Raw genomic sequence first — 13,468 nt, 5'->3', positions numbered from 1 at the left:
TTGCCCTCATTGCCACAACTACGTCCATCCTTGTAGCGAATGCCCTTAAAGATGAGGGGTACTTGGAAAATCTTCAGTGTTTTCTATGTAGTTACATAAAAACAATAATGTTCTATGTTGTCACAAAATAATCCAAAGGAAAAAGAATAAACTCGTCAAACTAAGTTTATAAGAAAAACTAGCATAGAAACAAAAATACTATGTTTAGTATTATGGGGGGGATTCCCATGTGGCTTGGCAAAGTTGTAGGAACTGTCGTGGCCCCAACTAAGAATGAAAGCTTAGTTGGATGTAAACTCTTAGTGGTTCAACCTTTAAATTTAGATGGCATGAATACAATCAGCCTGCAGGTTGCTGTAGATACTGTAGGCGCTGGAAACGGAGAGAATGTTTTAGTAACCTCCGGAAGTTCCGCCCGCCATGTCATGGGAAATGATAACAGTGCCGTAGATGCCGCTATCGTCGGAATTGTAGAGAATATTGATCTTGAGGGTATTTCCAAAGCACAATATTGGGTGCAGAAAGGATAGTGCTCTAATATCAAAGCTTGGTTTTAAGAAGGAGAATTTTATGCTGACAACCTATAAAACGCTGGAAGATAAGCTCCAAGAAGTATCATGGGATCCCTTGGCTAAAGGAGTTTGGATTAAACTAGTCAACCCAACATCTGATGAAATCCGACAAATGTCAGCTACAGTCCCGATACCGGAGCATTTTTTTCGTTTTGCAGTTGATGAAGATGACAGTCCACGGATTATTTTGGGTAAAAACTGTATTCTTGCCATAATTAGTGTTCCTGTTTCTCATGGTGCTGATCGATATGAGACCAGCCCGCTCAGTATTATTTTAACACCAGAATTAACCATAACCATAAGTGAAGAACTGATACAAGTACTTCCAGATAGCAACGATAGCAGTAGGTTTTTTTTCGATACAACGAAAAGGACCCAATTCTTCTTTCAAATTTTGTATCATGCCGATACAGTCTTTTTGAAATTTATTCGGCATATTCGCCAGCGAACAGATGCGATTGAGATTCGCCTACGCAAGTCAACCAATAATCGAGAAGTATTCCAACTTCTTGATCTTGAAAAAGGCTTAACCTACTTTACTGCAGCCCTACGTGGCAATGTGATTGTCGCGGAAACAATCCTCCGCATGCGATCTGACCCACAAATGCGATATCTTCTAGAGATGCATGAAGAAGATGAGGATGTTTTGGAAAGCGTTATTATCGAAAATAAGCGAGCTTTGGAATTAGCTCAAACTTATAGTTACATCATGAGTAGTATGATGGATGCATTTTCTTCGGTCATTAACAACAATTTAAATCAGATTATGAAATTTTTAGCTTCTGTAACAATTTTACTAGCTATTCCTACAATGATCTCGAGTTTTTGGAGCATGACGCTCAAGGTACCTTGGCAGGGTACAGAGATAGGATTTTGGATAGTTCTTTTGCTGGCACTTATCACAAGTAGTACTATGGGTATTATTCTTCGAAAAAAAGGAATGTTCTGATGCTCCTGCATATGTTCTGAATTTCAGAGGTCTAATTCTCAGCAGCTTGCTGCGAGGAGTTTTACATACAAAGAGTGGTCCAATGTCCCGATATTGAAGGGCTTTGGGCCACTTTTGCATCTTCACAAGGACTTTCAGCCACTTGTCAAACTATTCGGACAAATAAATCCTACTTTATATGTAATAATCACAATTATGGAATTTATAGGTGATTGCATGGAAAATCCCAGGCTTTGGTAAGGCAATAATGTAGTATATACCGGCAAATTAATGTACAGGTATTTATCCAAATTGGAGGTACTATATCAATATATTTTAAATTAAATGATTGTGAAGAAAGGAGCGACTATTCAGCAGTAAGAAAAAAGATCACAAGATAATCGTAAAATAAGGAGGGTTCAAATTATGGTTACTCCATATTTAGGGGAATTTCTAGGTGTAACTACGCTTATTATTTTTGGAAACGGCGTAGTCGCCAACTCGTGCCTCGCAAAATCAAAGGCTGAAGGCGCTGGTTGGGTGAATATCATTGCCGGTTGGGCAGTCGGTGTTATGATGGGTATTTTTGTTGCGATTGCCTGCGGTGCGCAAGGTGATCTTAACCCAGCAGTAACCTTTGCGAAACTCTTAAATGGGGTCTATTCAGTAAAGGACGCCCTAATTCTCATGTTTTTAGAAATAGCGGGCGGCGTTGCCGGTGGTTGTATCACTTGGTTGCTCTTCCGCGGTCACTGGGAACTTACGGAAGATAAGGCTACAAAATTGGGAGTTTTTTGTACCTTTCCAGCAGTCCGAAATTATGCGCAAAACCTGTTTTTTGAAATCATTGCTACAATCATGTTAATATTCGGGGTTTTTGCTATTTTCTCAAAAAGCGTAGGAGTCATGACCCCTGGCTATGGTCCTTTCATGGTCGGCCTTTTGATTTTCGGATTAGGTGCCTGCCTGGGTGGTCCCACAGGATATGCCATGAACCCGGCTCGTGACTTAGGCCCCCGAATTGCTCATTTCATATGCCCCATTGCTGGCAAAGGAGATTCCGATTGGGCATATTCATGGGTCCCTATTGTTGGCCCCATGATTGGCGGGGCGATTGCATTTGCTTTAGCCAAGGGTGTTGGAATTCTCTAAGCTATCCTGAAAACACTGATAATGTAATTAAAACCTAAAGGGAATATATTTAAAATATATTCCCTTTAGGTCATCCATTGAGGTAGGCAACCGTTGGCATGGTATCAATTTGAATTTTCCCCAAAAGGTCATTAACTAACACGTCTAAGTTCTTCTTGTTCACCAGAACAAAGAATATGTCACTACTTCTCGCTTATACTCGCTCCTGAATATTATTATCTTCTGGTAAATATTGATAATAACCTAGGTTAATAGTATTATAGAGTTAAGAGCGGAGGCTGATTCACTATGAGTAAGAGTAAAATATACTTAGATACATCGGTAATAAGCCATTTAGAAGCTATGGATACCCAGGAAAAAATGCAAGATACCCTGCAATTGTGGCAGGAGCTAAAAAAGGGCCAATATATCGTGACTATTTCAGACCTTACTCTTGCTGAATTGACCAAATGCCCTGAACCAAAACGCACACTTCTTTTTAAGTACTTAAGTCAAATCGATTACGAAGAAATACAGGAGACCCTGGAAACGATTACTTTGGCAGATGAGTATATAAAGTACGGGGTATTAAACGCCAAAAGCAGGGATGATTGCCGCCATATAGCTGTTGCAACCATAGTTGGATGTAAGTATATTATAAGCTGGAATTTTAAACACTTTGTAAATATCAAGACCATTAATAAAGTACAGGCAGTAAATAAGTTGCTGGATTATAATGAAATTAGCATATTACCACCATCTATGATGCTGGAAGGAGAGGAATAATAATGGGTAGTAAGAAATTTACTATTGATGACATTCACCAAATAAGATATAAGAACTACGAGAACACTAAAAGTCTTAAACCGGAGGAACTGATTGAAAAAACCAAGTGTGAAGCCGAAGAAAGCAAAAAACTTATTGAAGAATTAAGGAAAAAAACTTCAAAAGTAAGTTGCCATTAAGATTAACAATATTAGCTCTTCCTTCACAACAAGGAAGGGCTTTATCTTTAGGCTGTGCATCTAAGGGAATATTACGGTTCGACTTTGTTCTAATTTTCACTGTTCTTGCCCTTCCCTTATATTAATATTTACCAAAAGAAAAAACGGTAAGTCTGATATAGAATCAGACTTACCCGTTTGGATTTTTTTGTTAACGCCAACCCAACAGCAAAAACTCTCTTAGGATTTGACCTCTTATGACCATTGAAGTCTCCGAACTTGCATACTTTTTGATTAAGAATGTTTAAAGGAGGCAACGCTTTTTTTTATAAGATTAATCGCCGTTTGTGGTCGAGTTGCAATCTTTTGAGCCAAGGATTGAGAGAATGACACAACATGCTCATGCGGCACGTGTGCGGACATGTGTAATGTTACCAGCCCCGATGATGTGTCGCAAATGGTAATACAAACTGTCTACACCTGAGTTTATTTTTTCACCCTACACGTTTCTTGTGCTGCAAACCTTAAAACGTTCCACTTCTTGCTTAAGCTGAGATGCGTTTTGCGCTAGGGTCTGCGCCGCTGCAGCTACAATTTGCATTGTTGCCGACACTTCCGTGGTTGACTCTTTAATCGTATCTGCTGTGCCGGCCGCCTCTTCTGAAATCCGCATCACCGTACTAACACTGCGGGTCATCACCTCCATATTTCCGAGCATCTGTTCACTAGAGGCCGCAATATCTGAAATATTGTCAGATACCTCCTTGGTAGAATTGACGATATCGGCCAAGGTTTCCTGAGCCAAATGAATCGTAGAAACACTTTCTTTTACCATAGAAGCAGTCTTCATCATTCCTTGTACAGCATCATTGACACTTCCTTGAATCAGGGTGGTGATTTCTGTAACTTCTCGTGTTGAGGTGGCCACACTTTCTGCAAGTTTTCGAATTTCGTCCGCGACTACGGCAAATCCCCGGCCATGCTCACCTGCTCGCGCCGCTTCGATCGCAGCATTAAGCGCCAAAAGATTTGTTTGCTGAGCTACCTGGGCAATTGCCTCAGTGATCGAACCGATTCGATTCGATTGATCAGCTAAATTCTCAATCGTACTAACGGATTTACTCACAGATTGATTGGTTACCTCCATTGCCTGCACAATCACGGAAAGCTTATTTAATCCTTCTGTAGAATATTGCTCGGATTTCACAGCCTCGACGGAAACGGACATGGCCCTTTCTGCGATCATTTGTGCTGCATTTTCAAGTTCCGTTACCATTACCTGCATCTGTTGCAGGGTTCTTGCTTGGTTTTTTGCCTCAACGGCCATTTGGTTTGTATTATCGGCAACTTCCGTGTTTGACGCCGTCACTTGTTGAGCACTAGCCGATAATTCTTCAGACGAAATAACCCAAGAATTCGTCATCTCGCGAATTTTTCGGATAATACTCTCAAAGTTATTCATCATATCATTAAATGAATACCCTAATTCTGCTACTTCACTATTTTTCACCACTTCAACTCGTTGGGTCAAATCTCCTTGGGCTACATCAATAATCCCTTTTTGCATGGCATAGATGGGCAATAAAAAGCGACGATAATTTTTTAAAGAAGCAATGATTCCTATGAGAACGCCTGAAAGCAAAAAACATAGCAATAAAATCACCGTTTTTTCCCATTCAAGCTTCATAAGATATACGATTATAACTCCCAAAGCAGAAACCATAGGAACAACTGTAATTAAGGTTTTCCAAATATACTTGACTAGACTGATGTTATTCTGCTTTCCCTCTTTGATTAGTCTCTCGTTGCTTTTCACGGAGTTTTCTCCTCCTTAAGCAAGTTAGGATCCTGTACCTACCCTGCACGTTTTTTAAGCTGTTCCCACCCATAAACATAGTGTAATTTTAAAAAGAGTACACCCGGATGTATCTTCTGATTGCCAAAATTTGACGCACTTAAATATACACTTTCAGCGGGCTGATGCTTTTCAACTTGATGATGCAACTGCTCTCGAATTTCTTGACAACGTTTGACTGAATTTTCCTGAGGAGCCCCGTGAGCGGGAAAATAGGTTTGGGCTTGAAGTGCTTCAATAACTGCCAAACTATCAAGATAACTCGGCAATCCACTCACGACTTGGTTCCCCTCCTGCCAAATTCCTGGATAGGGTATCTCATCCGGTAGAAGCATATCACCCGAAAAAAGAAGACGATCTTGCTCATTATAAAACGACATATGTCCTGCGGTGTGACCAGCCGTTAAAAAAGCCCTAAGAAAATTGTCTCCGGCCATAATCGACTGACCAGGCTCGATTAAACTGACCTCATCTGGCAAGGCGCTTAACATCCGAAAATACTCAAACACTTTTATCATTCCTGAAATTTCATTTTTCGGAACTCCCCACTCTTGAGTAGCCCAGTCCTTCAACTTTCCGAAAGCATGCCCCTGTATAAAACTAAACCATTCTAGGTAATCTCTGGAACCCACAAAAATCTGGGCCCCTTCTTTAGCAAAACTTGCTGCTGCTCCAGCATGATCAACGTGCCAATGAGTCACTAAAACCTGTTCCAGTCGCTTTATGCCCACCTGTTTCATGCCTTCATGAACCGCTTCGATGACATTCGGCGTATTGGTCCCTGCATCGATAAGCGTTGGAACTTCACCATCGATCAGATAAAGGTTGACTGAATCAACATTAATGGGCACTTGGACTTTAAGCAAATAGACATTTTTTGCGACTTCTTTTATTTCAGGCATTAGATTCTCTCCAATCAAAAAATGAATAGCTATTCATTGTCATTGATCATTAAATGTTATACAATGGTAATAATATAGATGTTAATTAATAATAACAATTTAGCACAAAAGGCCATGTCTTAAGACGATGGCCTTTTTTATTGCAGAATCTTAGGAAAATTCAGATGGAGAGAGTCGACCTTACCGATACTTTTGATTAACTCAAAGAAAGGGGCATGGCCCCTTTCTTTTACATACCTTAGTAGTTAATTGGATAAGCCTCTTTTTTGATGATATATTCTGCGATTTCTCGGCGTAAACCAATCATATCAATGTTGGGACGACGGACAAGCTTGCGCATTCCTGCCATAACAGTACTGAGGGAATCCCCTTTCTCGACTGCACAGAGAACTTCTTTAGCTTGTTGCTCAAGAATATTAAATGCTGCATAAGTTCCTGCAGTTGCAGCCTTCTCGACAAATGCTTTATGCTCATCAGATACGTCAAGGTTTTGAACTTTCTGAGCTCTAAGAACTCCACTTTCCATGGCATAGACTTGGAGTACCATCTCTGCCATGCCAGTCAGAACGTATTGATTATCTTTTAAAGCCATACCCAAATTCTGAGCTGCAAGCCCGGCCGCCATTAAGCACAATTTTTTGGCCTTTTGCGTCAGTTGGTTTAGTCCTGCTAATCCTTCTGCATCCCCACCTAATCCACTTGACATCAAGTCCTTGCTCACGGCTTGAGCTGCTTGTAGCAATGGAAGTTCCCCTGTCATTGCTCTTTTTAGGAGTGTAGCCGGTACAAGCAGTCGATTAATTTCGTTCGTTCCTTCAAACAAGCGATTGATACGGGAGTCACGATACATCCGTTCAATCGGGTATTCCTTAATAAAACCGTAACCACCATGAATTTGAACTCCTTCATCCACGGCGAAATCTAAAACTTCAGATGCGTAGACTTTATTAAGGGAACATTCAATGGCGTATTCCTCTAAAGCCTTACCCGCCTCTTTACGGCAATCGCTAGTCAGATCGAGTCCATGGAATCCACTCTCCATAAGACCTGCAGTACGATAAACAACACTCTCAGCCATATACATCTTAATAGCCATTTCAGCAAACTTATTTTGAATTGCTCCAAATGTGTTAAGTTCTAACCCGAATTGCTTACGCTCCGAGGCATATTTTAGGGCTGTTTCCATAACAGCATGAACAGCTCCGATTGCTCCAGCAGCCAGCTTAAAGCGGCCAACATTCAAGATATTGAAGGCAACAACATGTCCACGACCGAGCTCTCCTACCACGTTTTCTACAGGTACCAGGACATCTTCTAAGATAACTTGACGAGTAGAAGACCCTTTAATCCCCATCTTTTGTTCTTCAGGTCCAAAGGACAGACCTGCATATCCGCGTTCAACGATGAAATTGGTCATTTTCCCATCTACTTTAGCATAGACCAGGAAGACATCCGCGAAACCAGCATTAGTGATAAATTGTTTTGTGCCGTTCAGACAATAGTGGGTTCCCTCTGCATTGAGAACAGCCGTGGATTTTGCACCCAAAGCATCGGATCCTGAACCAGGTTCAGTTAAACAGTAGGCTGCCACTTTAGTACCGTTAGCAAGTCCGGGGAGATACTTAGCCTTTTGCTCAGGTGTACCAAAATAAACAATCGGTAAGGTACCAATTCCGGTATGCGCTGCATAAGCAACTGCAAATGATCCACCACGAGGAACTTCCTCACCCACCACGACTGTGGAGGCTTTATCCATAGCCAAACCTTCAAATTCCTCAGGGATTTCCAACGCTAGTAATCCCAATTCTCCAGCTTGACGCATAAACTCCTTAACGACGCCTTCATGTTGCTCCTCCATTTCCTCGATCTTCGGAGCAACTTCCTTCGTCATAAAATTATGTGCCATCCGCTTGAGTTGCTTATGATCTTCATTTAGCTCCTCACGAACATATACCTGATCCGGAGAAACCTCAGCCAGTAAAAAACCGCCTCCGCGTAATTCTAATTCCATAATTAATATCCTCCTCTTGATCGAGGTGCGAGGTTCGATGTTCGAGATTCGAATGGTATCTTTGTTTACCTAACGTCTCTAACCTCTACCAATTACAAGCCCTAACACCTCGTATTGCTTCTATGCTTATCAACAACAATCATTAAATAAGTCCTTTTTTGCATTTACAAAAACCATAATTGGAGTGTAGCCGAAATCGCCCCTTACTTGCACTGGATTGCATTTGTTGGGTTACCCTATCAAGGTATCCGATTCTCGCGTCCATGTTGGAAGCACGAGAACCTCCCCCGCTTCTCTTTCCTAGCCTCATCTGCCAAAGTGCAAGTCAAGAACCATCCCTTACTCGCATATGTCCCCCCGCATCCCAGCCCAATCGACCAGAAATTAAGGGGACATCGCTAAGTGAACACTTTAGTGGAGTTCACGATAAAGCGAGTGCCGATGCTGAAGCATTATCACGCCTAGGTTCACATCCTGCGCTACCCAGAGGTTGGCAGTGATAGCTTCAGCATCCAACGAGCCAGTGAACGCAACGTGTGTGAACGTGCGATGGCCCCTTACTTTCAAACCCTATAGTAACTCGTAAATCCCAGCGGCTCCCATGCCTCCACCGATGCACATGGTTACCATACCGTATTTCAGCTTGCGCTTGCCCATTTCACTTAAGAGAGTGGCTGTTAGCTTTGCTCCCGTGCAACCCAGAGGGTGTCCAAAGGCAATGGCTCCGCCATTAACATTTACTTTTGCAGGATCGATGTCCAGCGTCTTAATGATCGCCAGCGATTGGGAAGCAAACGCCTCATTCAGTTCGAATAAATCGATATCCGCAAGAGTCAAGCCAACTTGCTTTAACACTTTTGGGATAGCTTTAATCGGACCAATACCCATCAGTTCTGCTTCCACACCAGCAACTGCAAATCCACGCCATACAGCTACGGGTTTGAGACTAAGCTCCTTAACTTTTTGCTCTGACATAAGAAGAGCAATGGCTCCACCATCACTGGTCTGGGACGAGTTCCCTGCCGTAACGGTACCTCCAGCTTTAAAGGCAGTCCGTAGTTTTGACAACGATTCAACTGTGGTCTCAGCACGAATGCCCTCGTCTTTCGTAAACCACTTTTCACCAGGCTTCCCAAACATCGGCAGAGGAACCGGTACAATCTCATCATCAAAACGTCCACTGCTTTGAGCTGCCCAGGCTTTTTGATGACTGGAAGCTGCAAAGGCATCTTGTTGCTCGCGAGTAATTTCGTATTTCATAGCCACATTCTCAGCCGTAATGCCCATGGAAACATAAGCTTGCGGAGCATTCCCTACCAAGAAGGGATTAGGTGCTGGTTTCAACCCGCCTAGTGGAACTGCTGACATGCTCTCCACTCCGCCAGCGATCATAACATCTGCTTCCCCTAAACGAATTCGGTCCGCTGCCATGGAAATCGCTTGTATCCCTGATGAGCAAAAGCGATTGACGGTTACGCCGCAGACTTCAATGGGTAAACCAGCGCGCTGAGCTATGATTTTAGCCACATTCATGCCCTGCTCACCTTCAGGGAAGGAACAACCAATAACGCAGTCCTCAATATCTACCAGTTTGAGTGAAGGAACCCTCTTGAGAATATCTTGAATGACGTAAGCACCTAAATCATCCGGACGAACCTGTGCTAAGGAACCTTTGACCGCTTTACCAATGGCGGTCCGCTTGGATTCAATAATGTACGCTTCTTGCATGCTTTTCCCCCCCTTAATTCCGTAATGGCTTGCCTTTGGTGAGCATATGGCGGATACGATCCTGAGTTCTTGGTTCACCGATTAAGCTCATAAAGGCTTCTCGTTCGAGATCTAATAAATATTGCTCATCCACAAGCATACCAGCTGGGCGATCTCCGCCGCTCATGACATAAGCCAGTTTCTTGCCTAGATGTTGGTCATACTCTGAGATATAATTTCCTTCGCGCATACCATAGAGAGCCAGTTCTAACATAGCACGGACACCAGAACCTCCAGCTTTGACTTTAGTAGGTAAATTAGGCCTAAAGTTACGAGCCATATCGATAACCCGAGCCTTAGCATCTAAGATGACATGGTCTGCATTCATGCTGTAGCGATCATAATTACGCAAGAAACCAAGTTGACGAGCTTTTTCCGCGCTGGTCGAAACTTGAGCCATCGCCACCGCTTCAAAGCGTTTGGCAAAGAAGTAATCCGGTGACACTTGAATACCTGGTAGAACCCCTTCCATAGCACGAACTGCCATTTCTTTGGTACCACCACCACCAGGAATCAAGCCAACGCCCAGTTCAACGAGCCCCATGTATAATTCAGAAGAAGCTTGAATGGCATGAGAGTGTAAGCAAATCTCCGCTCCGCCACCAAGGGTCATTCCAAAGGGTGCTGCGACAACTGGTTTTTTAGCATGTTTCAAAGCCATCATTTCGTTTTGCAGGGCCCGAATCATGAGATCGATCTCATCCCAGTTTTCCTCTTCTGCTTCTAAGAGGATCAACATAAGATTTGCGCCTACACAGAAATTCTTGCCTTGATTGCCGATGACCATACCGAGGTAATTCTTCTCCACTTCCACCAACGACTTTTGAATCATCGTAACAATGTCCGCGCCAATGGAATTATTCGGAGAGTGGAATTCTAAACAAGCTACCCCGTCTCCCAAATCCATAAGGCTTGCTCCAGCATTGCCAAAAATTTCTTTACCCTCTTTATGCGCTTGCTTCATGGAGTAAGCATAGGGGCTTACAGCTTTTGGAATATATGCTCCAGCCTCGAAATAAGAGACTTGACCAGTCTCGGTCTTTTGATAGAAATGCGTATTCCCTTTAGAGAGCAATTCTTCAACTAAGGGAGGCAATGTTCCCCCTTCCGCGACGACACGATCTGCTATCGTTTTAACTCCCAGTGCATCCCAGAGTTCGAAGGGACCCATTTCCCAGTTAAAGCCCCAGCGCATGCCTTCGTCGATTCCAGGGATGTTATCGGCAATATCCTTAGCGATGGTCGCCGCATAGAGCAAAACAGGTTTTAAGACATTCCAAGAAAACTCTGCTCCAGCATCTTTGCCGCTAACTAGGGTACGAATCTTTTCAGTTAGGCTACCTGCTGCTTTTGCCTTATCTAAGGAAGCAAATTTCACGACTTTTTGGGGAACATAGGTCATAGTCTGGGGATCGAGCACTTCAATAACTCTACCTTTAGGGCCCTTGGACTTTTTGTAGAACCCTTGCTTGGTTTTATCTCCGAGCCAACCATTGGTCAGCATTGTTTGCATGAATTCAGGTAATGTAAAATTCTCCTTTTCCGCAGGTACGCCGACAGCAACGGTATTAGCCGTATGGATAAAGGTATCCAATCCGACGAGGTCAACCGTTCTGAAGGAGGCGCTCTTCGGGCGTCCCATGACCGGTCCAGTAAGAGCATCCACTTCATCGACTGTTAAGCCGGAGCGAAGCATTTCCTGAAGAGTTACTGCTAAGCCGAATACGCCAATCCGATTGGCTATGAAATTCGGCGTATCTTTAGCCATGACAACCCCTTTGCCCAAAGCCCTCTCGCCAAACTCAGCTAAGAAGGTAATAATTTCCGGGTCGGTATTGGGACCAGGAATAAGTTCTAAGAGTTTCATGTAGCGTGGGGGGTTAAAGAAGTGGGTTCCTAAGAAATAACGGGTAAAACTCTCTGGCAGGTCACTTACCATGGATTTTAAAGAGATTCCCGAGGTATTAGAGGTAACAATCGTACCTGGGCGGACATGGGCTGCTACTTTTTTGAAGAGATCTACCTTGATGTCAAGGCGTTCTACAACCACCTCAATCACCCAATCCACTTCACCTAAACGACCTAAATCATCGCTTAAATTTCCAACCTCAATCCGGTCAGCAAACTCAGGCACTAAAAACGGGGCTGGGTTCATTTTTAACAATTTGGCTTTATTGGTTTCTGCAATACTATTTCGAACTTTCCTGTCCTCCAGGGTTAATCCGGCTGCTTCTTCTTTGGCCGACAGTTTGGAAGGGACAATATCCAACAATAGGCTTGGGATTCCGGCATTGGCCAAATGCGCCGCGATGGTACCTCCCATTACACCTGACCCTATTACCGCTACTTTATGAATCTGCATTTCCATCCTGGTTTCTAAAACATACCGAAACCATGTAAAACGGTATGATATGTTTTTCTCCTGCCGACAGACAGGAGGTAGCATCACAGGATTCAGCTACTTAGCTACAGGCCATAACCTGTATTTCGGGTGATTGATTGAACAATCGCCGGCTTATGCCGTTCTGCCCAAAAGGGGGTGTTACCCACCGCCTAAACCTATGTGTGTGGCAACGACCTTTCACAACGTGTATCGTTACCACAGGGTTACTTTAAGCTGATTTCCTTAAATGCTGCCAAGAGACCAGGCTTTTCACCCCTTTCTTTTTTAGAGATTTAAGAATTACTTTTTTCATGGCACTCCACTGTTTCCAGTTATTAATGTAGGAAAATCCGTCTTTATCCTTCACGAACTCATCCACTAAACTCCATGGAACTTTTTCATAATCATAGCCCAATGCCCTGCGGCCAATCACATAAGCCGCTGATTCATGGTTTGACGAGCCGTATTGGTGTTGATATTTTAATATCCCTATCACCGATGTGAAGGTCGGCTTAACTTTGATGAGTGGTACTCCATCTCTTAATGCTTTTCGTTCTACCGCTTCCAAGAACTTCGACCACACAAACCCGTGACTCATCCGGTTGAATTTGGCAGATACGTCTTTATCCTGCTTAAAGTCCAGATCCTCAACGGCTAATCCTTTGCCGGACTCTTGGGCCATGTTAACCAAGAGTTTTGCCTGCTCTCCGATTAGGTTAAGACGTCTGTTCGATCTGGCGTAGGTCCATTCGCCTTGGGACATCCACATATGCCCTCTAAACTGTCCCAAGTAATCCAAGCTGGCGATTCCTAACCCATCGGGATTGGTGTCAACTCCATAGAGTCCGTTATAAGACGTATAGGTTTCAGGAATAGTTTCCTCAATCGCCACATGGATATAATACTTGTCGTTCTCCCGGATCATCTCGACCTGATAGGCTTCTCCGGTTTTGAGATAATCCAGGACCATCTGCC

At 43.3% G+C, this 13,468-nt stretch carries 11 protein-coding genes; 5 read left to right on the top strand and 6 right to left on the bottom strand.

The window, feature by feature from the left end; all coding sequences use genetic code 11:
- Positions 1 to 227: 227 nt before the first annotated feature.
- The 5 genes from JL57_RS18935 (at position 228) to JL57_RS34860 (ending at position 3,596) form a co-directional block, all read left to right on the top strand.
- On the top strand, positions 228 to 530 hold the full coding sequence (locus JL57_RS18935; RefSeq protein WP_034143538.1) for a EutN/CcmL family microcompartment protein: 303 nt from the start codon (positions 228 to 230) through the stop codon (positions 528 to 530).
- Between the two features lie 40 nt (positions 531 to 570).
- Positions 571 to 1,521: a magnesium transporter CorA family protein gene (locus tag JL57_RS18930; RefSeq protein ID WP_034143537.1), complete on the top strand. Its 951-nt coding sequence runs from the start codon at positions 571 to 573 to the stop codon at positions 1,519 to 1,521.
- 405 nt (positions 1,522 to 1,926) lie between these two features.
- Positions 1,927 to 2,652, top strand: a complete 726-nt coding sequence (locus JL57_RS18925; RefSeq protein ID WP_034143536.1) for an MIP/aquaporin family protein — start codon at positions 1,927 to 1,929, stop codon at positions 2,650 to 2,652.
- 288 nt (positions 2,653 to 2,940) lie between these two features.
- Complete coding sequence (locus JL57_RS18920; RefSeq protein ID WP_034143535.1) at positions 2,941 to 3,417, top strand: PIN domain-containing protein; 477 nt, start codon at positions 2,941 to 2,943, stop codon at positions 3,415 to 3,417.
- 2 nt (positions 3,418 to 3,419) lie between these two features.
- Complete coding sequence (locus tag JL57_RS34860) at positions 3,420 to 3,596, top strand: hypothetical protein (RefSeq protein ID WP_291300270.1); 177 nt, start codon at positions 3,420 to 3,422, stop codon at positions 3,594 to 3,596.
- A 478-nt stretch (positions 3,597 to 4,074) separates the two neighbouring features.
- On the opposite strand, the gene JL57_RS18915 is transcribed toward JL57_RS34860, so the two are convergent.
- From JL57_RS18915 to JL57_RS18890, 6 genes are all read right to left on the bottom strand, one after another.
- A complete protein-coding gene (locus tag JL57_RS18915) occupies positions 4,075 to 5,391 on the bottom strand; it encodes a methyl-accepting chemotaxis protein (RefSeq protein ID WP_034143534.1) in 1,317 nt (438 codons plus the stop codon).
- 38 nt (positions 5,392 to 5,429) lie between these two features.
- A complete protein-coding gene (locus JL57_RS18910; protein WP_034143533.1) occupies positions 5,430 to 6,332 on the bottom strand; it encodes an MBL fold metallo-hydrolase in 903 nt (300 codons plus the stop codon).
- Positions 6,333 to 6,570: 238 nt separating this feature from the next.
- The gene (locus tag JL57_RS18905) at positions 6,571 to 8,343 is read right to left on the bottom strand and encodes an acyl-CoA dehydrogenase family protein (protein WP_034143532.1); all 1,773 of its coding nucleotides are present in this window, start codon (positions 8,341 to 8,343) and stop codon (positions 6,571 to 6,573) included.
- 570 nt (positions 8,344 to 8,913) lie between these two features.
- Entirely contained in the window at positions 8,914 to 10,071 is a 1,158-nt protein-coding gene (locus tag JL57_RS18900; RefSeq protein WP_034143531.1) for an acetyl-CoA C-acyltransferase, read from the bottom strand.
- A gap of 13 nt (positions 10,072 to 10,084) precedes the next feature.
- On the bottom strand, positions 10,085 to 12,472 hold the full coding sequence (locus JL57_RS18895; RefSeq protein ID WP_034143530.1) for a 3-hydroxyacyl-CoA dehydrogenase/enoyl-CoA hydratase family protein: 2,388 nt from the start codon (positions 12,470 to 12,472) through the stop codon (positions 10,085 to 10,087).
- Positions 12,473 to 12,722: 250 nt separating this feature from the next.
- Positions 12,723 to 13,468: IS200/IS605 family accessory protein TnpB-related protein (locus JL57_RS18890; RefSeq protein ID WP_034143529.1), on the bottom strand; the 746-nt coding region annotated here is incomplete at its 5' end.

The sequence above is a fragment of the Desulfosporosinus sp. BICA1-9 genome (genome assembly GCF_000802135.1).
Note: the sequence above shows the minus strand (reverse complement) of the source record. Positions and strands in the feature narration are given on the sequence as shown.

Coding starts and splice junctions, on each gene's coding strand:
- JL57_RS18910 (WP_034143533.1), bottom strand. CDS start 6,332: ATGCCTGAAATAAAAGAAGTCGCAAAAAATGTCTATTTGCTTAAAGTC.
- JL57_RS18920 (WP_034143535.1), top strand. CDS start 2,941: ATGAGTAAGAGTAAAATATACTTAGATACATCGGTAATAAGCCATTTA.
- JL57_RS18930 (WP_034143537.1), top strand. CDS start 571: ATGCTGACAACCTATAAAACGCTGGAAGATAAGCTCCAAGAAGTATCA.
- JL57_RS18895 (WP_034143530.1), bottom strand. CDS start 12,472: ATGCAGATTCATAAAGTAGCGGTAATAGGGTCAGGTGTAATGGGAGGT.
- JL57_RS18905 (WP_034143532.1), bottom strand. CDS start 8,343: ATGGAATTAGAATTACGCGGAGGCGGTTTTTTACTGGCTGAGGTTTCT.
- JL57_RS18935 (WP_034143538.1), top strand. CDS start 228: ATGTGGCTTGGCAAAGTTGTAGGAACTGTCGTGGCCCCAACTAAGAAT.
- JL57_RS34860 (WP_291300270.1), top strand. CDS start 3,420: ATGGGTAGTAAGAAATTTACTATTGATGACATTCACCAAATAAGATAT.
- JL57_RS18925 (WP_034143536.1), top strand. CDS start 1,927: ATGGTTACTCCATATTTAGGGGAATTTCTAGGTGTAACTACGCTTATT.
- JL57_RS18900 (WP_034143531.1), bottom strand. CDS start 10,071: ATGCAAGAAGCGTACATTATTGAATCCAAGCGGACCGCCATTGGTAAA.